General features: G+C 62.7%; 20 protein-coding genes and 1 pseudogene. 9 read left to right on the top strand and 12 right to left on the bottom strand.

Annotated elements, in window-relative coordinates:
• Positions 1–7: 7 nt before the first annotated feature.
• From argB to coaBC, 5 genes and pseudogenes are all read right to left on the bottom strand, one after another.
• Positions 8–913, bottom strand: coding sequence for an acetylglutamate kinase (argB, locus tag UB48_RS18170; RefSeq protein WP_045199591.1), 906 nt, complete (start codon positions 911–913; stop codon positions 8–10).
• Positions 914–942: 29 nt separating this feature from the next.
• Positions 943–2,313 (bottom strand): annotated as a pseudogene (locus UB48_RS18175) (phosphomannomutase/phosphoglucomutase); the annotation flags it as partial.
• Positions 2,314–2,462: 149 nt separating this feature from the next.
• Positions 2,463–3,281 carry a hypothetical protein gene (locus UB48_RS18180; RefSeq protein WP_045199596.1) on the bottom strand — a complete coding sequence of 273 codons (819 nt, stop codon included), beginning with the start codon at positions 3,279–3,281 and terminating at the stop codon, positions 2,463–2,465.
• The gene (gene dut, locus UB48_RS18185) at positions 3,278–3,733 is read right to left on the bottom strand and encodes a dUTP diphosphatase (RefSeq protein ID WP_010225872.1); all 456 of its coding nucleotides are present in this window, start codon (positions 3,731–3,733) and stop codon (positions 3,278–3,280) included. The genes UB48_RS18180 and dut overlap by 4 nt, the downstream gene beginning before the upstream one ends.
• Positions 3,734–3,739: 6 nt before the next feature.
• Positions 3,740–4,948 carry a bifunctional phosphopantothenoylcysteine decarboxylase/phosphopantothenate--cysteine ligase CoaBC gene (coaBC, locus tag UB48_RS18190; protein WP_045199598.1) on the bottom strand — a complete coding sequence of 403 codons (1,209 nt, stop codon included), beginning with the start codon at positions 4,946–4,948 and terminating at the stop codon, positions 3,740–3,742.
• 133 nt (positions 4,949–5,081) lie between these two features.
• On the opposite strand from coaBC, the gene radC reads away from it, so the two are divergent.
• On the top strand, positions 5,082–5,756 hold the full coding sequence (radC, locus tag UB48_RS18195; RefSeq protein ID WP_010225870.1) for a DNA repair protein RadC: 675 nt from the start codon (positions 5,082–5,084) through the stop codon (positions 5,754–5,756).
• Here radC and UB48_RS18200 read toward each other — a convergent pair.
• Entirely contained in the window at positions 5,753–7,342 is a 1,590-nt protein-coding gene (locus tag UB48_RS18200; RefSeq protein ID WP_045199599.1) for an ABC transporter substrate-binding protein, read from the bottom strand. The genes radC and UB48_RS18200 overlap by 4 nt on opposite strands.
• 362 nt (positions 7,343–7,704) lie before the next feature.
• Between UB48_RS18200 and rpmB the strand changes: the two genes are divergently transcribed.
• Together rpmB and rpmG are read left to right on the top strand one after the other, a co-directional pair.
• Positions 7,705–7,941: a 50S ribosomal protein L28 gene (rpmB, locus tag UB48_RS18205; RefSeq protein ID WP_010225868.1), complete on the top strand. Its 237-nt coding sequence runs from the start codon at positions 7,705–7,707 to the stop codon at positions 7,939–7,941.
• Positions 7,942–7,952: 11 nt separating this feature from the next.
• Positions 7,953–8,108, top strand: coding sequence for a 50S ribosomal protein L33 (rpmG, locus tag UB48_RS18210; protein ID WP_010225867.1), 156 nt, complete (start codon positions 7,953–7,955; stop codon positions 8,106–8,108).
• Between the two features lie 95 nt (positions 8,109–8,203).
• Here the strand turns inward: rpmG and UB48_RS18215 are convergent, their stop codons facing one another.
• Both UB48_RS18215 and UB48_RS18220 read right to left on the bottom strand, forming a co-directional pair.
• On the bottom strand, positions 8,204–8,407 hold the full coding sequence (locus UB48_RS18215; protein ID WP_045199601.1) for a hypothetical protein: 204 nt from the start codon (positions 8,405–8,407) through the stop codon (positions 8,204–8,206).
• 81 nt (positions 8,408–8,488) lie between these two features.
• Entirely contained in the window at positions 8,489–8,848 is a 360-nt protein-coding gene (locus tag UB48_RS18220) for a cupin domain-containing protein (protein ID WP_045199603.1), read from the bottom strand.
• A gap of 199 nt (positions 8,849–9,047) precedes the next feature.
• Here UB48_RS18220 and UB48_RS18225 point away from each other — a divergent pair, with 199 nt between their 5' ends.
• Both UB48_RS18225 and UB48_RS18230 read left to right on the top strand, forming a co-directional pair.
• On the top strand, positions 9,048–10,541 hold the full coding sequence (locus UB48_RS18225; protein ID WP_045199605.1) for an aldehyde dehydrogenase: 1,494 nt from the start codon (positions 9,048–9,050) through the stop codon (positions 10,539–10,541).
• 86 nt (positions 10,542–10,627) lie between these two features.
• Positions 10,628–11,767: an MFS transporter gene (locus UB48_RS18230; protein ID WP_045199607.1), complete on the top strand. Its 1,140-nt coding sequence runs from the start codon at positions 10,628–10,630 to the stop codon at positions 11,765–11,767.
• On the opposite strand, the gene UB48_RS18235 is transcribed toward UB48_RS18230, so the two are convergent.
• Together UB48_RS18235 and UB48_RS18240 are read right to left on the bottom strand one after the other, a co-directional pair.
• Complete coding sequence (locus UB48_RS18235) at positions 11,764–13,320, bottom strand: phospholipase D family protein (protein ID WP_045199609.1); 1,557 nt, start codon at positions 13,318–13,320, stop codon at positions 11,764–11,766. The genes UB48_RS18230 and UB48_RS18235 overlap by 4 nt on opposite strands.
• 59 nt (positions 13,321–13,379) lie before the next feature.
• Positions 13,380–14,810, bottom strand: coding sequence for a PLP-dependent aminotransferase family protein (locus tag UB48_RS18240; protein ID WP_045199611.1), 1,431 nt, complete (start codon positions 14,808–14,810; stop codon positions 13,380–13,382).
• A 178-nt stretch (positions 14,811–14,988) separates the two neighbouring features.
• Here UB48_RS18240 and UB48_RS18245 point away from each other — a divergent pair, with 178 nt between their 5' ends.
• Positions 14,989–15,219 carry a DUF1127 domain-containing protein gene (locus UB48_RS18245; RefSeq protein WP_045199613.1) on the top strand — a complete coding sequence of 77 codons (231 nt, stop codon included), beginning with the start codon at positions 14,989–14,991 and terminating at the stop codon, positions 15,217–15,219.
• Here the strand turns inward: UB48_RS18245 and UB48_RS18250 are convergent.
• On the bottom strand, positions 15,216–16,520 hold the full coding sequence (locus tag UB48_RS18250; RefSeq protein ID WP_045199615.1) for an FAD-binding oxidoreductase: 1,305 nt from the start codon (positions 16,518–16,520) through the stop codon (positions 15,216–15,218). The genes UB48_RS18245 and UB48_RS18250 overlap by 4 nt on opposite strands.
• Positions 16,521–16,634: 114 nt before the next feature.
• Between UB48_RS18250 and UB48_RS18255 the strand changes: the two genes are divergently transcribed.
• Complete coding sequence (locus UB48_RS18255) at positions 16,635–16,988, top strand: YkgJ family cysteine cluster protein (RefSeq protein WP_045199617.1); 354 nt, start codon at positions 16,635–16,637, stop codon at positions 16,986–16,988.
• Positions 16,989–16,991: 3 nt separating this feature from the next.
• Here the strand turns inward: UB48_RS18255 and dadR are convergent, their stop codons facing one another.
• Positions 16,992–17,480, bottom strand: coding sequence for a transcriptional regulator DadR (dadR, locus tag UB48_RS18260; protein ID WP_008366790.1), 489 nt, complete (start codon positions 17,478–17,480; stop codon positions 16,992–16,994).
• A 156-nt stretch (positions 17,481–17,636) separates the two neighbouring features.
• Here dadR and dadA point away from each other — a divergent pair, with 156 nt between their 5' ends.
• Together dadA and UB48_RS18270 are read left to right on the top strand one after the other, a co-directional pair.
• Positions 17,637–18,938: a D-amino acid dehydrogenase gene (dadA, locus tag UB48_RS18265; RefSeq protein ID WP_045199621.1), complete on the top strand. Its 1,302-nt coding sequence runs from the start codon at positions 17,637–17,639 to the stop codon at positions 18,936–18,938.
• Positions 18,910–19,263 carry a RidA family protein gene (locus tag UB48_RS18270; protein WP_010225843.1) on the top strand — a complete coding sequence of 118 codons (354 nt, stop codon included), beginning with the start codon at positions 18,910–18,912 and terminating at the stop codon, positions 19,261–19,263. Before dadA ends, UB48_RS18270 begins: the two co-directional genes overlap by 29 nt.
• Positions 19,264–19,308 lie beyond the last annotated feature (45 nt).

Here is a 19,308-nt window from a genome sequence, read left to right on the forward strand (position 1 = left end):
TTGTGCCTTAGCGCGGCTTGTGGTTGGTAATCAGGGTGCCTACGCCGCTGTCGGTGAAGATCTCCAGCAGTACCGCGTTCGGCACCCGGCCATCGATGATGTGCGAGCTGTTGACCCCGCCTTGCACCGCTTCAAGGGCGCAGCGGATCTTCGGCAGCATGCCGCCGTAAATGGTGCCGTCGGCGATCAGTTCGTTGACCTGCTCGGTGGTCAGGCCGGTGAGCACGGTGCCTTGCTTGTCCATCAGGCCGGCGATGTTGGTCAGCAGCATCAGCTTTTCAGCTTTCAGTGCTTCGGCAACCTTACCGGCCACCAGGTCGGCGTTGATGTTGTACGACTCGCCGTTGGCGCCCACGCCGATCGGCGCGATCACCGGAATGAAGTCACCTTTGACCAGCATGTTGAGCAGGTCGGTGTTCACTCCGACCACTTCGCCCACATGACCGATGTCGATGATTTCCGGAGTGGTCATCTCTGGCGTCTGGCGGCTGACGGTGAGCTTCTTCGCGCGAATCAGCTCGGCATCCTTGCCGGTCAGGCCGATGGCGCTGCCGCCATGACGGTTGATCAGGTTGACGATGTCCTTGTTGACCTGGCCGCCGAGGACCATCTCCACCACGTCCATGGTTTGCGCGTCGGTAACGCGCATGCCGTCGATGAAGTGGCTTTCGATCGACAGGCGCTTGAGCAGGTCACCGATCTGCGGGCCGCCACCGTGCACGACCACCGGGTTGATGCCGACCGCTTTCATCAGCACCACGTCGCGGGCAAAACCGGTTTTGAGCTCTTCGCTCTCCATCGCGTTGCCGCCGTATTTGATCACCAGGGTCTTGCCGACAAAGCGGCGGATATAAGGCAGCGCTTCGGACAAAACCTGGGCGACATGGGTGGCGGCATCGCGATCGAGGGTCATGCAGGGCTCCAGTTGGAACAGATAGTCGGTCAGAACTCGGGTTGCAGGTCAGGGGCAACGCGCTTTAGCTGGGCGCGGAATACCTCTTGGATACGCTGCAGTTCGGCGTCAGTGTCGGCCTCGAAGCGCAATACCAGCACCGGCGTGGTGTTGGAGGCGCGAACCAGGCCCCAGCCTTGTGGGTAGTCGACCCGCACACCATCGATGGTGGTCAGGTTGGCGTCGTTGCCCCAGTCGGCGTTGCGTTGCAGTGCATCAATGATGCTGAATTTACCCTCGTCGGTCACATCAATGTTGATTTCCGGCGTGGAAATATCGTTCGGGAACGCCGCGAACAGCTGTTCGGCATCGGTTTTGGCCTTGCTGAGGATCTCCAGCAGGCGCGCGGCACTGTAAATACCATCGTCAAAACCGTACCAGCGTTCCTTGATGAAAATATGGCCGCTCATTTCACCGGCGAGCAGGGCGCCGGTCTGTTTCATCTTCTTCTTGATCAACGAGTGACCGGTTTTCCACATTAGCGCGCGGCCGCCGTACTGCTCGATCAGCGGGGTCAGGCGGCGGGTGCATTTGACGTCGAAGATGATCTCGGCGCCCGGATTGCGCTCCAGCACGTCCTGGGCGAACAGCATCAGCAGGCGGTCGGGGTAGACGATGGTGCCGGTGTTGGTGACCACGCCGACGCGGTCGCCATCGCCATCGAAGGCCAGGCCCAGGTCGGCGCCGGTTTCCTTGACCTTGGCGATCAGGTCGACCAGGTTCTCAGGCTTGCCCGGGTCCGGGTGGTGGTTGGGGAAGTTGCCATCGACCTCGCAGAACAGCGGGATCATTTCGCAGCCCAGGGCTTCGATCAGCTGCGGGGCAATCACGCCAGCCGCACCGTTGCCGCAGTCCACCACCACCTTGAGCTTCTTCGCCAGCTTGATATCGCCGGTGATCTGTTTGAAATAGCGCTCGAGGATTTCGACTTTCTCGACGCTGCCTTCGCCGCGGCTCAGGTCGTTGGTTTGCAGGCGGATCAACAGAGCCTGGATCTGCTCGTTGGCCAGGGTGTCGCCGGCGATGACGATCTTGGAGCCGTTGTAGTTCGGCGGGTTGTGGCTGCCGGTGAGCATCACTCCGGACTTGCCGGCCAGTACGTTGGCGGCGTAGTAGAGGGCTGGGGTCGGCACCAGGCCGACGTCACTGACCTTGCAGCCGGCTTCGACCAGGCCCTTGATCAGTTGCTCGACCAGCATTGGCCCCGACAGGCGCCCGTCGCGGCCGACCGAGATGTTCGGCTCACCCTGGGCCAGCGTCTGGGCGCCGATGGCGCGGCCGATCCAATAAGCGGTTTCGGCGGTCAGGGTGTCATCGACCACGCCTCGGATATCGTAGGCGCGGAAGATGCTCGCGGGAAGGTTCGGGGTCACTCGTTCCATGCTGGTCACCTGGGAAACTCCAATCTAAAAGGGTTGCTGAGAGCGTCAGCGGCAGCCACTGCGCGAGTCAATATGTCCGCCTTTGACGGCATTTTCGCGACAGAGTTCGCCGGTAAAGTCTGTTCTGTCTACATTGAGCTGATGTTTACGGCCCCATTCCGGGAGCGTCTGGCGGTTAACCAAAAGCCGCCGAACAGGCCGGACAACGCTAGAAAGGTGGCGAGCAGCAGCCAGGGGTTGAACCTGTATGCCGAGGCGTTCTCGATCAAGGGGCCGGGCTGAAACCCCAAGGCCCAGGTGGCGTTGGCAGTGCCCAACTGGTGCAATGCCGGCGCCTGGCTGTGGCCGTGGCTGAAAAGCTCGACGGGCGGGTCGTTGAACACCAATTGTGTCAGTCGCATCTGACCAATCGTACCCGCATCGCGCTGCAGTGGGTCAGTGAAGCGTGAGAGCGCGAATGTGAGCACCAGAATGGCCTGTACGGGGGCGTCAGCAGACTCACGCAGTGCGGTGACGCTGAAAACCCGTTGCTGTCCAGCCTCAGGATAGGCTTCAAGGGCAGGTGGAATGCCGCGCTCGGCGCGCCGGATCATGTCGAGCACGGGCTCGCTCATGGGTGGGCTCGAGGCGGCCTGTCCAGGTTTGAGCAACTGCGCCGCCATCAGGCCGTCGAGGTGGGCGAATGCGCCGAGCAGCTTTTTGGGGTCAGGTGATTGAATCAATGCCAGTACCGCCGGGCTTCTCGCCAGGGCGTTCACTTCGCTGCTGACGGCAATGATCGAGGCGTCCAGGTGCGATACGAGTGCACCGGCCTGGGCGTAAGCCAGGTTGTTGCGGTGCTCACGCTGGCCAGGCAGTACTGCGGTGAACCAAGTCAGTAGTACGCCCGCAAGCAGGCCAGCCAGGGCTATCAATAGCCCCGGCAGCACCTGCTGGAAGCGCCTCAATGGCTACCGGAATGACCGAAGCCGCCAGCGCCACGCTGGCTTTCGTCGAAGGTTTCGACGATATCGAAGTGCGCCTGTACCACGGGTACCAGCACCAGCTGCGCAATGCGCTCGCCGATGGCGATGGTGAATGGGGTCTGGCCGCGGTTCCAGCACGAGACCATCAGCTCGCCCTGGTAGTCGGAGTCGATCAGGCCGACCAGGTTGCCGAGGACGATGCCATGTTTATGGCCAAGGCCCGAGCGCGGCAGGATCAGCGCCGCCAGGCCCGGATCGCCGATGTACACCGACAGGCCGGTAGGGATCAGCAGGGTCTGGCCTGGCTCGAGGACGGTGTCTTGCTTGAGCATGGCGCGCAGGTCAAGGCCGGCCGAACCCGGGGTGGCGTACTGCGGCAGCGGGAACTCGCTGCCGATGCGTGGATCGAGAATCTTGGCTTGTAGTGCGTGCATGCGAAATTAAACCTGGTTGAGACGTTCGGCAATGAAGGCTACCAGCTGGCGGGCGATCTTGCCCTTGCTGGTCTGCGCGAAAACTGTTGCGTGAAGTTGACGGTCGATGACGCTGCAGGCGTTCTCCTCGCTGTTGAAGCCGATGCTGGGGTTGGCCACATCGTTGGCGACAATCAGGTCGAGGTTCTTGTCCTTGAGCTTGCGCGCGGCGTAATCGAGCAAGTGTTCGGTCTCGGCGGCAAAGCCGACGCTGAACGGGCGGTCAGGACGGGTGGAGATGCTGGCAAGAATGTCCGGGTTGCGGACCATCTGCAGCAGCAGGCCGTCACCTGTCGTAGGGTCTTTCTTGAGTTTCTGCGGGGCCACTACTTCTGGGCGGTAGTCTGCGACTGCTGCCGAGGCGATGAACACATCGCAGGGGATGGCGGCTTCACAGGCGGCAAGCATGTCGCGGGCGCTGACCACGTCGATGCGGGTGACGCGGTCGGGTGTCGGCAGATTCACCGGGCCGGTCACCAGGGTCACCTTGGCGCCAGCTTCCACGGCGGCTTCAGCCAGGGCAAAGCCCATTTTCCCCGAGCTGTGGTTGGTGATGTAGCGCACCGGGTCGATGTTTTCCTGGGTCGGGCCGGCAGTGATCAACACGTGCTTGCCGGTCAGCGACTCGCGCTTGAAAGTCTCGGCGGCGCACCAGGCCAGGTCGGTGGCTTCGAGCATGCGGCCCAGGCCCACGTCGCCACAGGCCTGGCTGCCGGAAGCCGGGCCGAACACCTGGATATTGCGGCTTTGCAGCAGCTCAAGGTTGGCCTGGGTGGCCGGGTCGCGCCACATTGCCTGGTTCATCGCCGGGGCCACGGCCACGGTGGCATCGGTAGCCAGCACCAGGGTGGTCAGCAGGTCATCGGCGACACCCTGGGCCAGGCGCGCGAGCAGGTCGGCGGTGGCTGGGGCGATCAGCACCAGGTCGGCCCACTTGGCCAGCTCGATATGGCCCATCGCCGCTTCGGCAGCAGGGTCCAATAGGTCCATGTGCACCGGGTGGCCGGACAGGGCCTGCATGGTCAGCGGGGTGATGAATTCGGCCCCGCCACGGGTCATGACGACGCGCACTTGGGCGCCGTGTTCCAGGAGTCGGCGAACCAGCTCGGCACTCTTGTAGGCGGCAATGCCGCCGCCGACGCCGAGAACGATGCGCTTCCGATACAGCCGCTGCATAGGCTTGCCTTTTGCTCAGTGATTGCACGCGGCGACGACGCCTCCCCAGGCCGGTTCGTCGCGTAAAAATGAGCGGCTAATGTAGCACAGGGCTCAAACCGGGAGCAGTAACCGAAAGACAGAGGGAATTGTCATGAGTATCAGGGATTGGCCTGCGGCGGAGCGCCCGCGGGAAAAACTGCTGGAGTCGGGGGCGGGCAACCTGTCGGATGCCGAGCTGCTGGCGATTTTTTTGCGCACCGGGGTGCGTGGGCGTAGCGCGGTCGACCTGGCCAGGCATCTGCTCGGGCGCTTCGGCAGCCTGCGCGGGCTGCTGGAGGCAGACAGCCGCAGCTTCAATGGCGAGCTCGGCCTGGGCCCGGCAAAGTTCGCCCAGTTGCAGGCCGTGCTGGAAATGTCCCGGCGCCACCTGGCCGAGGGCCTGCGGCGCGATTCAGCCCTGCAGAGCCCGCAGGCGGTCAAGGACTACCTCAAGGCGCGCCTGCGCCACGAGCCGCATGAGGTCTTCGGTTGCCTGTTTCTCGACAGCAAGCACCGGGTGCTGGCCTTCGAGGCGCTGTTCCAGGGCTCGATCAACAGCGCCAGCGTCTATCCGCGGCAGGTGATCAAGCGCGCCCTGGCCCATAACGCCGCGGCGTTGATCCTCTGCCACAACCATCCTTCAGGCGTGAGCGAGCCCAGCGATGCCGACCTGGTCCTGACCCGGCGCCTGACCAAGGCGCTGGACATGATCGAAGTGCGCGTGCTCGACCACTTCGTCATCGGCGACGGCGAGCCACTGTCGATGGCCGAGCACGGCTGGCTCTAGCGCGAGGTGCTGACCCCGGCGAAGTCCTGGCGACCGAACGGGCTGACCTGGTAACCCTGGACATCCTTGCGCGCCAGTACGGCGGCGGTCGGGTGGGCCAGGGGCAGCCACAAGGCCTGCTGCTGAATCAGCGTCTGCGCCTGTTGGTACAGACGGCTGCGCACGCTCTGGTCATTGGTGGTCTTGCCGGCGCTGATCAACTGGTCGAGGCGCTGATCGCAGTAACGGGCGAAGTTGGTCCCGGACTTGACCGCCGCGCAGGAAAACTGCGGGCTGAGGAAGTTGTCCGGGTCGCCATTGTCACCGGCCCAGCCCATGAACAGCAGGTCGTGCTCGCCAGCCTTGGCCCGGCGGATCAGCTCGCCCCATTCGATCACGCGGATTTCAGCCTTGATGCCGATCTTGCCCAGGTCGGCCTGCAGCAATTGCGCGCCGAGGCTGGGGTTGGGGTTGAGCAAGCTGCCTTGCGGGCGGGTCCAGATGGTGGTGCTGAAGCCGTCCTTGAGGCCGGCCTTGGCCAGCAGGGCCCGAGCCTTGTCGAGGTTGGCCGGATAGCCTGGCAGGTCCTTGGCGTAGCTCCAGGTGTTGGGCGGATACGGGCCATTGGCGGCGACGGCGGTGCCTTCGAACACGGCCTTGAGGTAGCTGGCCTTGTCGAAGGCGAGGTTGATGGCCTGGCGTACTTCCGGCTTGTCCAGCGGTGCGTGCTGGCTATTGAGGGCGACGAAAGCGGTCATGAAGGCTTCGGTCTTTTCCACCTTGAGGGTCGGATCCTCGCTGGCCGCGGCGATATCCAGCGGTTTCGGCGACAGGGCGATCTGGCATTCATTGCGCTTGAGTTTTTGCAGGCGCACGTTGGCATCGGGGGTGATGGCGAAGATCAGCGGGTCGACACCCGGCTTGCCGGCAAAGTAGTCCGGGTTGGCGCGGTAGCGGATCACCGCGTCCTTCTGGAAACGATTGAACACAAACGGCCCGGTGCCGATCGGCTGGCTGTTGAGCTTCTCCGGGGTGCCGGCCTTGAGCAACTGGTCGGCGTACTCGGCAGAGTAGATCGAGGCAAAGCCCATGCTCAGGGTGGCCAGGAACGTGGCGTCGGGATGGTCGAGGGTAAAGCGCACGGTCAGCGGGTCGACGGCCTCGATCTGCTTGATCAGGCTGGGTAGCTGCAGCGACTGGGCGTGCGGATAGCCGCTCTGGGCGATCTTGTGCCAGGAATGGGCGGGGTAGAGCATGCGCTGAAAACTGAACAGCACGTCGTCGGCATCCAGCGTGCGCCCGGGCTTGAAGTAGGCGGTGCTATGGAACTTTACCCCCGGGCGCAACTTGAACTCATAGATCAGGCCGTCTGGCGAAACCGTCCAGCTTTCGGCCAGGCTCGGCACCACCTGGCCCTGGCGCGCATCGAACTCGACCAGGCGGTTCATCAGTACGTCGGCCGAGGCATTGGTGGTGGTCAGCGAGTTGTACTGGACCACGTCGAAGCCTTCGGGGCTGGCTTCGGTGCACACACTCAGCGCAGCCGCTTGGGCGAAAGCCGGGCCGAGCAAGGTGACGAACAACAGGGGTAGAGCGGCAGCACGCATGGGGATTCCTTGGCTGATCGATGGCCCATCTGCCAGTGCAGTCTGGAAAAGTCCTACCCTAGTGTGCCGTGAGACAAATGACCATATCCTTTTTTGCCGATCGAGCGACGGGCGGTCGACAGCCGGCCGGGCCAGTGGTTATGCTGCTCCGGCGTGTCGAACAGCAAGTCAAAGCACATCTTCTGTTGTTGTGCTCTGGTCTTTCTGGTATAAAGCAGCGCTCTTTTCTAGGGGCTCGGCTTGTCGCATCTGCTGACCGAGTCGATAAGACCCTGAAGAAACACGGCGCCTGGCGCCAAAGACTGAGAGATTAAGCGGCCAACCCATGCCGGGTTGGGCATGTGGTTTTAGAGGGCTGAGGCATGTCGAGAGTCTGTCAAGTTACCGGTAAGGGTCCGGTAACCGGGAATAACATTTCCCACGCAAACAACAAAACCCGTCGTCGTTTCCTGCCGAACCTGCAGCATCATCGCTTCTGGGTCGAGTCCGAGAAGCGTTTCGTGCGTCTGCGCGTATCTGCCAAAGGCATGCGTATCATCGACAAGCGCGGCATTGATGCCGTTCTGGTCGACATTCGCCGTAACGGCGCTAAGGTCTAAGGGAGAGAATCATGCGTGAATTGATCCGTCTGGTGTCGACCGCTAATACCGGCCACTTCTACACCACCGACAAGAACAAGCGCACCACTCCGGACAAAATCGAAATCAAAAAATTCGATCCGGTTGTTCGCAAGCACGTGATCTACAAGGAAGCCAAGATCAAGTAATTGATCCGGCTGACGAAAAAAGGGCCCGTATCTCTGGATACGGGCCCTTTTTTTATGCTGCTTTTTCTGCACCTGGGCCTAAACCCGGCCGTCGATCAGTTGAAGGCGAACGCTTTAATCCTGCCGTCCGCATCTCCCTCGATCTGAATCCGCTCTGGATCATACTCGCGAGTCGAGCTTTCATCGATGCCGACGACGCGGTCACGACCGGTCAGCTCGCTGACGTAGGCTTTGACGCTGGTCACATAGCGGCTACCGATAAGGTGATCGATCTGTTGCAGGGCTTCTTCATTGGTCATGACGTTGCTTCCTTCGTGATTGAATGCCCGGTTGGGCAACGCCATGCTCTGTTGGGCAAGCCCTGCTCGAGCGGTAGTTATCTATTTTTGCTCGAACATCACATAGATCTTGCGGCACGGCTCCAGCACTTCCCAGGTGCCCTTGAAGCCCGCCGGGATCACGAAGCGGTCGCCCGCGCGCAGGGTTTTTGCCCCGCCTGCCTCGTCGCGAAGCACCGAGACGCCTTGAACGATCTCGCAATACTCGTGTTCGGTGTAATTGACGGTCCATTGACCGACTTCGCCTTCCCAGACGCCGGCGGCGAATTGTCCGCAAGGGCTGGCATAGTGGTTATAGACGGCTTGATCCGGTTCGCCCTTGAGTATCTTTTCCGCGGCAGGACGGTAGCGTTCAGCCTCGGTCAGCACTTGGGCGAAGTCGATGATCTGGTCAATACGCATGATCGGGTCCCCTTTTTGTTGTTTAATAAAATGAACATCAGTAGGTGTTTGGTGTGATTATGTCAAATATATTGAAAATTAGGGCGCCGGTGGTTTAGGGTGGCAGGTGCCTGTGCGCCTGTGTCGCCCAGCCAGAATTTTCGACAGTGCCCCTAAGCCCTCGCGCGGCACTGCACCTTAACAAGAGGAGGAGTTTCGTATGACCACCCTGACTCGTGCGGACTGGGAACAGCGTGCCCAGCAACTGAAGATCGAAGGCCGTGCTTTCATCAATGGTGAATACACCGCTGCCGTTTCCGGCGCCACGTTCGAGTGCCTCAGCCCGGTCGACGGACGCCTCCTGGCGCAGATCGCCAGCTGTGACGAGGCCGACGCCAACCGCGCCGTTGAAAACGCCCGTGCCACCTTCGCCTCCGGCGTCTGGTCGCGCCTGGCCCCGGCCAAGCGTAAGGCCACCATGATTCGTTTCGCCGCGCTGCTCAAGCAGAACGTCGAAGAGCTGGCCCTGCTGGAAACCCTGGACATGGGCAAGCCGATCAGCGACTCGCTGAACATCGACGTGCCAGGCGCCGCCCAGGCCCTGAGCTGGAACGGTGAAGCGATCGACAAGATTTACGACGAAGTCGCCGCTACCCCGCACGACCAGCTCGGCCTGGTGACCCGCGAGCCGGTGGGCGTCGTTGCCGCCATCGTGCCGTGGAACTTCCCGCTGCTGATGGCCAGCTGGAAACTCGGCCCGGCCCTGGCCACCGGTAACTCGGTGGTGCTCAAGCCTTCGGAAAAATCACCGCTGACTGCCATCCGTATCGCCCAACTGGCAATCGAGGCCGGCATCCCGGCGGGCGTACTCAACGTGCTGCCAGGCTATGGCCACACCGTTGGCAAGGCCCTGGCCCTGCACATGGACGTCGATACCCTGGTGTTCACCGGTTCGACCAAGATCGCCAAGCAGCTGATGATTTACGCGGGTGAGTCGAACATGAAGCGCGTCTGGCTGGAAGCCGGCGGCAAGAGCCCGAACATCGTCTTCGCTGACGCCCCCGACCTCAACGCCGCCGCCGAGGCCGCCGCCAGCGCCATTGCCTTCAACCAGGGCGAAGTCTGCACCGCAGGTTCGCGCCTGCTGGTCGAGCGCTCGATCAAGGACAAGTTCCTGCCGCTGGTGCTCGAAGCACTCAAGGCCTGGAAGCCGGGCAACCCGCTTGACCCAGCTACCACCGTCGGTGCTCTGGTCGATACCCAGCAGATGAACACCGTGCTGTCCTACATTGACGCTGGCCACAGCGATGGTGCCAAGCTGCTGGTGGGCGGCAAGCGCATTCTCGAAGAAACCGGCGGCACCTATGTCGAACCGACCATCTTCGACGGCGTGACCAACGCCATGAAGATCGCCCAGGAAGAGATCTTCGGCCCGGTCCTGTCGGTGATCACCTTCGACACCACCATCGAGGCGATCAACATCGCCAACGACACCCCATACGGCCTGGCTGCCGGTGTGTGGACCGCCGACATCTCCAAGGCGCACCTGACCGCCAAGGCCCTGCGTGCCGGTAGCGTGTGGGTCAACCAGTACGATGGCGGCGACATGACCGCACCGTTCGGCGGCTTCAAGCAGTCGGGCAACGGCCGTGACAAGTCGCTGCACGCGCTGGACAAGTACACCGAGCTGAAGGCGACCTGGATCAAGCTGTAAATCCAGACGGACCTGTCGCGGGGCAAGCCCTCTTCCACAGTGTGGGAGCGGGCTTGCCCCGCGATTTTTTTGCGAGGAAGACGCCGATGCGTTGGGGAACCTATTTCGCCGTGCTGGCGGCCGTGCTCAGTGTCGGCCTGGCCCTGGGCGTCAGTATGCCGCTGGTGTCGTTGCGCCTGGAGGGTTGGGGCTACGGCAGCTTTGCCATTGGTGTGATGGCGGCGATGCCGGCCATTGGCGTGCTGGTCGGTGCCAGCCTGTCCAGCCGTCTGGCCGCGCGTTTTGGTACGCCGGGGCTGATGCGCCTGTGCCTGTGGGCAGGGGCGTTGTCTATCGGCTTGCTGGCGTTGCTGCCGAGCTATCCGTTGTGGCTGGCCTTGCGCCTGTTGATCGGGATCATCCTGACTATCGTGTTCATCCTCGGCGAAAGCTGGATCAACCAGCTGGTGGTCGAGCAATGGCGCGGGCGTCTGGTGGCGCTGTATGGCAGCAGTTATGCCTTGAGCCAGTTGGCCGGGCCATTGTTGCTTGGCGTGGTGGGTTCGGAGGATGACCTGGGCTTCTGGATCGGTGCCGGTCTGCTGATTGCCGCGCCATTGGTGCTGCTCGGGCGCGACGGTGCACCGAGTGCCGAAGCCTGCAGCGTGACCTTCACCGACCTGTTCGGTTTCTGCCGGCGATTGCCGGTGATCGCCTGGGCTATTGCCCTGTTTGCTGCCTTCGAGGCGATGATCCTGACCTTGCTGCCGGTTTATTGCCTGCAGCAGGGGTTCACTACCGAAATCGCCCTGTTCATGGTCAGTACCGTGGTGGTCGGTGATGCGCTGCTGCAACTGCCGATCGGCGCACTGGCCGACCGCATGTCGCGGCGCACGCTGTTCAGTGGCTGTGCCTTGACGCTGCTGGCTTCGAGCCTGGCAATCCCGCTGGCGCTGCAAACGCCGCTGATCTGGCCTTTGTGGGTGTTGTTCGGCGCCAGTGCCGGCGGCCTGTTCACCTTGTCGCTGGTGCTGATTGGCGAACGCTACCGCGACGACGCACTGGTGCGCGCCAATGCTCATGTTGCGCAGCTGTGGGGCATCGGTTGCCTGATCGGACCGCTGGCGGCAGGGGCGGGCAGCCAATGGGTCAGCGGGCATGCGCTGCCGCTGTTCATGGCCGTGGGGGCCTTTGGCCTGGTGCTGCTCGCGCGGCGGCCCAATGCTTTTGAGCCGGCGCCGGTCTAGAGCATCTTCTCCAGGCCCACAGCCTTGCTGATCCAGGCGTTGAAGCGCCGCCACAGACCGCCGGGCTCGGTGGTCAGGGTGTGCAGGCGGTGGTTGTCCTCGGTCACCCAGACCAGCTGGCCATCGACCAATTGTGGCTGGTAGCTGACCGCCGGGGCCATACCCTGGGCGGCTAGCTCGCGGGTGTATTCGGCCAGTTCCGGGCTGTCGACCAACACCCCGACCTCGGTGTTCCACAGCACCGAGCGCGGGTCGAAGTTGAACGAGCCAATGAAGGTCTTCTTGCGGTCGAAGACGATCGCCTTGCTGTGCAGGCTCGAGTCCGAGCTGCCATGAAAGCGCAAGCCGCGGCGCGAGCCCGGATCGCCTGGCTGGCGGCGTAGTTCATACAGGTGCACGCCGTGCTCGAGCAGTGCCTTGCGATAGGGTGCATAGCCGCCATGCACCGCCGGCACATCGGTGGCTTCCAGTGAATTGGTCAGCAATTTTACCGATACGCCTTTGTCGGCATGGCTGGTCAGGTAGAGCAGGCCGGACTCGCGGGGCACGAAATAGGCCGAGATCAAGATCAGCTCGTGCTGGACGTTGTTCAGGTCCGGTGCCAGCTGTTGGGTCATCAGCAGTTGCGGGTCCGGCTCGTCACGGGCCAGTACCTTGCTCGGCGCGTCCCAGAGCGCCTGGTTATGGGCCCAGATCAGCTCGTTGCGCCACACGTCGAGGCGCGGCCGGGCTTGATAGGCCATCAGCCGCTCATACAGAGCCTTGCGCTTGACCCGCGCATCGGCCAGTGACGCCTCAAGGCGCTGGCGGCTGTTGCGCAGGTCGTCGGCATCGGGTTGGGTGAACAGAAAATCGCCAATCGGCCTGCTCAGCGCGCTGTTCCAGTACTGGTCGAAACTGTGCCCCAGCTGTTCGGCCACCGGGCCGACGCCGAGCAGGTCGATGTCAGTAAAGTTGAGGTTGGGTTCGGCATCGAAATACTCATCGCCCAGGTTGCGCCCCCCGACAATGGCCATGCTGTTGTCCACCAGCCACAGCTTGTTGTGCATTCGCCGGTGCTGCAATGACAGGTTGAACAGCCGGCCCATGGCCCGGGTTACGCCAGTGCTGCGGCCCAGGTGCAAGGGGTTGAACACGCGGATGTGAATGTTCGGATGCGCGGCCAGGGTGCCGATCATTTCGTCGAGGCCATCGCTGGTGGTGTCGTCGAGCAGGATGCGCACGCGCACCCCGCGGTCGGCGGCCTGCAGCAGCTCGTGCACCAGCGCGCGGGTGCTGAGGCCGTCGTGGACGATGTAGTACTGCAGGTCGATGCTCGACTGGGCGTTGCGAATCAGCTCGGCGCGGGCGCGGAAGGCTTCGTTGCTGTTGGGCAGCAGGCGAAAGCCGGAACGCCCGTCATAGGCCGAGGCCTGGCGCTGCACTGAACGGCCAAAGGCCGAGTCACTGGCCGGCAGCGCCTGGCTGACTTCCCGTGGCTGGCTGACGCTGGCGCAGCCGCCCAGGCCGAGCAGTAGCGACAGCAGTAGTGGCAGCACCCGCTGGCTTTTCAAAAAGATCGTCCTGTTACAACTGAGGCGTAAGAATATGGACCGCGAGCGGCGGCGCAAAGTTACCCGGTGCCGTGCTCCTGGGCCAGTAGACGAATGGCGGTTTCGCCAACCTTGCGCACTGCCGCTTCGATTTCGGCACTGGGGCGTGCGGCGAAGTTCATCCGCAGGCAGTTACGGTACTTGCCCGAGGCCGAGAAAATACTGCCGACGGCAATCTGCACGCCCTGCCCAAGTAAAGCCCGGTTCAGGCGCAGTGTGTCGAAACTTTCCGGCAATTCCACCCACAGCATGAAACCACCCTGGGGCCGGCTGGCGCGGGTGCCCGGTGGAAAGTAGCGGGTAACCCAGTCGCTCATCTGGTCGCGCCCGCGCTGGTACTGGCTGCGCATGCGCCGCAGGTGCGGCTGGTAGTGGCCGCCTTCGATGAAGTCGGCAATTGCCAGTTGCGGCTGGGTGGCGGTGCAGCCGGTGCTGATGTACTTCATGTGCAGCACCCGCTCCAGATACCGTCCCGGGGCCGCCCAGCCAATGCGCAGGCCTGGCGCCAGGGTCTTGGAGAACGAGCTGCAGAGCAGCACTCGACCGTCCTCGTCGAACGACTTGATGGTCCGCGGTCTGGGATAGGTGTAGGCAAGGTCGCCATACACATCGTCTTCCAGGATCGCTACGTCGAAGCGTTGCGCCAGGGTCAGCAAGGCCTTCTTGCGCGCCTCGGGCATGATGTAGCCGAGCGGGTTGTTGCAGTTCGGGGTGATCTGGATGAGCTTGATCGGCCACTGCTCCAGGGCCAGTTCCAGGGCTTCGAGGCTGATCCCGGTGAGCGGGTCGGTGGGGATCTCCAGGGCCTTCATGCCCAGGCCCTTGAGGGTTTGCATGGCGCCATGAAAGCTGGGCGAATCCACCGCGACGATATCGCCGGGCTGGCACACCGCGCGGATGCTGCTCGACAGCGCCTCGTGGCAGCCGGTAGTCACCACCAGGTCGGCCGGGCTGACAGTGCAGCCGGAGTCGAGCATCAGCCGGGCGATCTGCTCGCGCAGGGCGCGGGTGCCAGAGATGGTGTCGTAATACAGGCCGGGCATGTCCTGGCGTCGGCTGAGCTGGGCCAGGCTGCGCAGCAGCGGCTTGAGGGTCGGGCTGTCGATATCGGGCATGCCGCGGCCCAGTTGCACCACGTTTTTATTCGGCTCGCTGCGGATCAGCTCGATGACCTGCTCCCATTGGGAAATATCCACCGGCCGTTGTGCCGGGCGGCTGACATCGGGGAGGGCGGGCAGGCTGCGGTTGTTGGGCACGAAGTAGCCGGATTTTGGCCGTGGTGCGGCCAGGCCGTTGTCTTCCAGCAGGCGATAGGCCTGCTGCACCGTGCTCAGGCTGACACCATGTTCGATGCTCAGGGCGCGTACCGAAGGCAAGCGGTCGCCGGGACGGTACAGGCCTTGTTCGATACGGGCACCGAGCAGCTCGGCGAGGTTGATGTACAACGTCATGGCATACTCCGGAAAACGACTACAGCAACAGACCAATACAGATGAGGAAAAAATACAGCATTCAGTAGGAAATCTACCAATTCTGTATGGAAATAATAGTCGGTCTTTGGATCTGTAATGGTTTTGCCTTGACGCGCATGCTTTCTCCACGGTTCACACACCCTGGAGGTAACAAGCAATGAGCGGCATGAGCGATGTGCGCCTGAAACTGTATGCCGAAGAACTGAGCCGCGAGCAGCGTACCCAGCTGTTCAGTGCGCCCACCGGTCTCAGTCGCTGGGGCCTGATGGCGCACCGTTGGCATACCCGCAGGGCACTACTGGCGCTGGACGCAGCGCAACTGCGCGACGTCGGCCTGACTCCTGAGCAGGCCCGCGAGGAAGGCTTGAAGCCGTTCTGGCGGTCTTAGACCAGCTCTTTCATCCGATGCCAGAGCATGCCCAGGGCCAGCAGCGGCGAGCGTAGGTGTTTACCGCCCGGGAAGGTGATGTGCGGCACCCGCGCGAACAAGTCGAAGCGCCCGCTGTGCTGGCCACTGATGGCTTCACCGAGCAGCCTGCCGGCCAGGTGCGTGGCATTCAGGCCGTGGCCGGAGTACGCCTGGGCGAAGTACACGTTGGGCTGGTTGGGTAGGCGGCCGATCTGCGGCAGGCGATTGGCACCGATGCCGATCATTCCACCCCATTGATAGTCGATGCGCACATCGGCGAGCTGCGGGAACACCTTGAGCATTTTCGGCCGCATGTAGGCGGCGATGTCTTGCGGATCGCGTCCGGAGTAATGACAGGCACCGCCAAACAGCAGCCGGCGATCGGCCGACAGACGGTAGTAATCGAGGGCCACGCGCTGGTCGCAGACGGCCATGTTTTGCGGCAGCAACTGGCTGGCCTGGGCTTCGCTCAGAGGCTCGGTGGCGATGATGTAGCTGCCGGCGGGCAGCACCTTGCCACCGAGTTCGGGGTTCAGGTCGTTAAGGTAGGCGTTGCAACCGAGCACCAGGGTGCTGGCCGATACCGAACCTTGCGCGGTGTGCACGCGCACCTGCTGGCCATAGTCGATGCGCGTCACCGCAGACTGCTCGAACAGGCGCACGCCCAGCTTGCCAGCCACCAAGGCCTCGCCCAGGGCCAGGTTGAGCGGGTGCAAATGCCCGGAGCCCATGTCGATCAAGCCGCCAACGTAGCGGTCCGAGCCGACCACGCTGTGCATCTGCTCCGGCGCTACCAGGCGTAGCTCGTGGCGGTAACCGAGGTTGCGCAGTTCTTCGGCATCCTCGGCGAAACCTTGCAGGTCGCGCGGTTTGTTGGCCAGGTCGCAGTAACCCCAGGTCAGGTCGCACTCTATGCTGTGCCGCTCGATACGCTCGCGGACGATGTCTACCGCTTCCAGGCCCATCAGCTTGAGCTCGCGCACGCCGTCGCAACCAAGGATCGACGTGAACTGCTCAAGGCCGTGGCCGACGCCACGAATAAGCTGCCCGCCATTACGCCCACTGGCGCCCCAGCCGATTTTGCGCGCTTCCAGCAGGATCACATTGAGGCCGCGCTCGGCCAGTTCGATCGCCGTGTTCAGCCCGGAAAAACCACCGCCGACAATACAGACGTCGCAACTCAGTTCGCCCTGCAGCTGTGGATAATCCGCTTGTGGGGCGCTGCTGGCAGCGTAGTAGGAAGCGGTGTGTGAGGCGGGCTGCTGAACGCCGGCGTTCATGGCGATGTCCTGGTTCTGAGTGTTTGGAAAATTTTACGCAGGATAAGCTGCGCTTTCAGGGGTGGGCAACCGTAGGGCAAAATAGAGCGCCAGACTTCTTTGCCGCAGGCCGCCATGAGTTGCAACAGCCACAAGATCCGCTTCCTGCGCGAGCAGATCCCGTCGTTTGAATGTGTGCCGGGCTGTCACGACTGTTGCGGGCCGGTCACCACTTCGTCAGAAGAAATGGCCCGCCTGCCGCGCAAGAGCGCCGCCGAGCAGGAAGCCGCGCTGGCGGAACTGAACTGCGTGCACCTGGGCCCCAACGGTTGCACCGTGTACGAAGAGCGGCCGCTGATCTGCCGCCTGTTCGGTACCACGCCGAAGCTGCCATGCCCCAATGGCCGCGGCCCGGCCGATATGATCGATCCGCAGGCCGAGAAGCTGGTCCACCAGTACATCGCCAGCACCCGCCAGGTGCTGGTCTGAACCTCAGTCCGGAATCGGCAGGTTGAGGCTTTCCTTCACCTCTTCCATGACGATGTAGCTCTTCGACTCGCGCACATGCGGCAGCTTGAGCAGGATGTCGCCAAGCAGCTTGCGGTACGAGGCCATCTCGGAAATCCGCGCCTTGACCAGGTAATCGAAGTCGCCCGAGACCAGGTGACACTCGAGCACGTGCGGCAACTTCAGCACGGCACGTCGGAACTCTTCGAAAGTGTCGCCCGACTTGTAGTCGAGGCTGATCTCGACGAACACCAGCAGGCTGCCCTTCAAATGCTGAGGATTGAGCCGGGCGTTGTAGCCCATGATGATCCCTTCGCGCTCCAGGCGCCGGACCCGCTCGGTGCAGGGGGTGGTCGACAGGCCGACCTTTTCGCCCAGTTCAGTAAACGAGATGCGTCCATCGGCCTGCAGGATGCGCAGGATATTGCGGTCGATCTTGTCCAGTTCACGCTTGCTTTGGTGCTGGGTTCTCATAGTGGATGCCCCTCCGTAAAAGCCAACCTTGCCGAGAATTCTCGCCAAATATAGGCTTTTATATAGTGAAAAGCACTGGTCATACCTTCCTATACTGCGCGCATCTACGCCATTAACAACAAATGTCAGCGGTACGCTGCGTCGAGGGTAATAAACATGCGAGTTCTGGTACTTGGTAGCGGTGTGATTGGAACCGCCAGTGCCTACTATCTGGCACGGCAAGGGTTCGAAGTCGTCGTGGTCGACCGTCAACCGGCAGTCGCCATGGAAACCAGCTTTGCCAACGCCGGCCAGGTCTCGCCTGGTTACGCTTCGCCCTGGGCTGCCCCGGGCGTGCCGCTCAAGGCCATCAAGTGGCTGCTGGAGCGCCACGCGCCCCTGGCCATCAAGGCCACCGCCGACATCGACCAGTACCTGTGGATGGCGCAAATGCTGCGCAACTGCACCGCCAACCGTTACGCGGTGAACAAGGAGCGCATGGTGCGCCTGTCCGAATACAGCCGTGACTGCCTCGACGAGCTGCGCGCTGAAACCGGCATTGCCTACGAAGGCCGCACCCTGGGTACTACCCAGCTGTTCCGCACCCAGGCGCAACTGGATAACGCCGCCAAGGACATCGCCGTCCTCGAGCAGTCCGGCGTGCCGTACGAAGTCCTCGACCGCGAAGGCATTGCCCGCGTCGAGCCGGCCCTGGCCAACGTGACCGATATCCTTGCCGGTGCCCTGCGCCTGCCCAACGACCAGACCGGCGACTGCCAGCTGTTCACCACCCGCCTGGCGGAAATGGCGATCAAACTTGGTGTCGAGTTCCGCTTCGGCCAGGACATTCAGCGCCTGGACTACGCCGGTGACCGCATCAACGGTGTATGGATCGACGGCAAGCTGGAAACCGCCGACCGCTACGTGCTGGCCCTGGGCAGCTACTCGCCGCAGTTGCTCAAGCCGTTGGGCATCAAGGCCCCGGTCTACCCGCTCAAAGGCTACTCGCTGACCGTGCCGATCACCGATCCGGCCATGGCCCCGACCTCGACCATTCTCGACGAAACCTACAAGGTCGCGATCACCCGTTTCGACAACCGCATCCGCGTCGGCGGCATGGCTGAAATCGCCGGTTTCGACCTGTCGCTGAACCCGCGTCGGCGCGAAACCCTGGAGATGATCGTCAACGACCTTTATCCTCGTGGCGGCGACCTGAGCCAGGCCAGTTTCTGGACCGGCCTGCGCCCGACCACCCCGGACGGTACGCCGATCGTCGGTGCTACCCCGTTCCGTAACCTGTTCCTCAACACCGGTCACGGTACCCTGGGTTGGACCATGGCCTGCGGTTCCGGTCGCCTGCTGGCCGACCTGATTGCGCGCAAGAAGCCGCAAATCAGCGCTGAAGGCCTCGATATCTCTCGCTACGGAAAACACCAGGAGCCTGCCAAGCATGTCAGTCCAGCGCCAGCTCACCAATGAGCGCATGAGCCAGATCGTTACCCACAACGGCACCGTGTACCTCGCGGGCCAGGTCGGTGACGACATGAACGCCGGGATCGAGCAGCAAACCCGCGAGACCCTGGCCAACATCGAGCGCCTGCTGGACCTGGCCGGCACCGACAAGAGCCGCCTGCTTTCGGTGACCATCTATCTCAAGGACATCGACGCGCATTTTCAGGGCATGAACGCGGTGTGGGACAAGTGGCTGCCAAAAGGCGTCGCCCCGGCCCGTGCCACCGTTGAAGCCAAGCTGTGCGAGCCGGAAATCCTTATCGAGCTGTCGGTGGTCGCCGCACTGCCGTAATACCCGATCCCTCACCCGGTGCCGCCGGCGGCCGACCAGCTGCCT

The organism is Pseudomonas sp. 2(2015) (assembly GCF_000955865.1).
GTDB lineage: Bacteria > Pseudomonadota > Gammaproteobacteria > Pseudomonadales > Pseudomonadaceae > Aquipseudomonas.

Coding starts and splice junctions, on each gene's coding strand:
- UB48_RS18215 (WP_045199601.1), bottom strand. CDS start 8,407: ATGACCAATGAAGAAGCCCTGCAACAGATCGATCACCTTATCGGTAGC.
- UB48_RS18230 (WP_045199607.1), top strand. CDS start 10,628: ATGCGTTGGGGAACCTATTTCGCCGTGCTGGCGGCCGTGCTCAGTGTC.
- rpmG (WP_010225867.1), top strand. CDS start 7,953: ATGCGTGAATTGATCCGTCTGGTGTCGACCGCTAATACCGGCCACTTC.
- UB48_RS18250 (WP_045199615.1), bottom strand. CDS start 16,520: ATGAACGCCGGCGTTCAGCAGCCCGCCTCACACACCGCTTCCTACTAC.
- UB48_RS18245 (WP_045199613.1), top strand. CDS start 14,989: ATGAGCGGCATGAGCGATGTGCGCCTGAAACTGTATGCCGAAGAACTG.
- radC (WP_010225870.1), top strand. CDS start 5,082: ATGAGTATCAGGGATTGGCCTGCGGCGGAGCGCCCGCGGGAAAAACTG.
- UB48_RS18255 (WP_045199617.1), top strand. CDS start 16,635: ATGAGTTGCAACAGCCACAAGATCCGCTTCCTGCGCGAGCAGATCCCG.
- coaBC (WP_045199598.1), bottom strand. CDS start 4,948: ATGCAGCGGCTGTATCGGAAGCGCATCGTTCTCGGCGTCGGCGGCGGC.
- UB48_RS18225 (WP_045199605.1), top strand. CDS start 9,048: ATGACCACCCTGACTCGTGCGGACTGGGAACAGCGTGCCCAGCAACTG.
- dadR (WP_008366790.1), bottom strand. CDS start 17,480: ATGAGAACCCAGCACCAAAGCAAGCGTGAACTGGACAAGATCGACCGC.
- rpmB (WP_010225868.1), top strand. CDS start 7,705: ATGTCGAGAGTCTGTCAAGTTACCGGTAAGGGTCCGGTAACCGGGAAT.
- UB48_RS18200 (WP_045199599.1), bottom strand. CDS start 7,342: ATGCGTGCTGCCGCTCTACCCCTGTTGTTCGTCACCTTGCTCGGCCCG.
- argB (WP_045199591.1), bottom strand. CDS start 913: ATGACCCTCGATCGCGATGCCGCCACCCATGTCGCCCAGGTTTTGTCC.
- dut (WP_010225872.1), bottom strand. CDS start 3,733: ATGCACGCACTACAAGCCAAGATTCTCGATCCACGCATCGGCAGCGAG.
- UB48_RS18220 (WP_045199603.1), bottom strand. CDS start 8,848: ATGCGTATTGACCAGATCATCGACTTCGCCCAAGTGCTGACCGAGGCT.
- UB48_RS18270 (WP_010225843.1), top strand. CDS start 18,910: ATGTCAGTCCAGCGCCAGCTCACCAATGAGCGCATGAGCCAGATCGTT.
- UB48_RS18240 (WP_045199611.1), bottom strand. CDS start 14,810: ATGACGTTGTACATCAACCTCGCCGAGCTGCTCGGTGCCCGTATCGAA.
- dadA (WP_045199621.1), top strand. CDS start 17,637: ATGCGAGTTCTGGTACTTGGTAGCGGTGTGATTGGAACCGCCAGTGCC.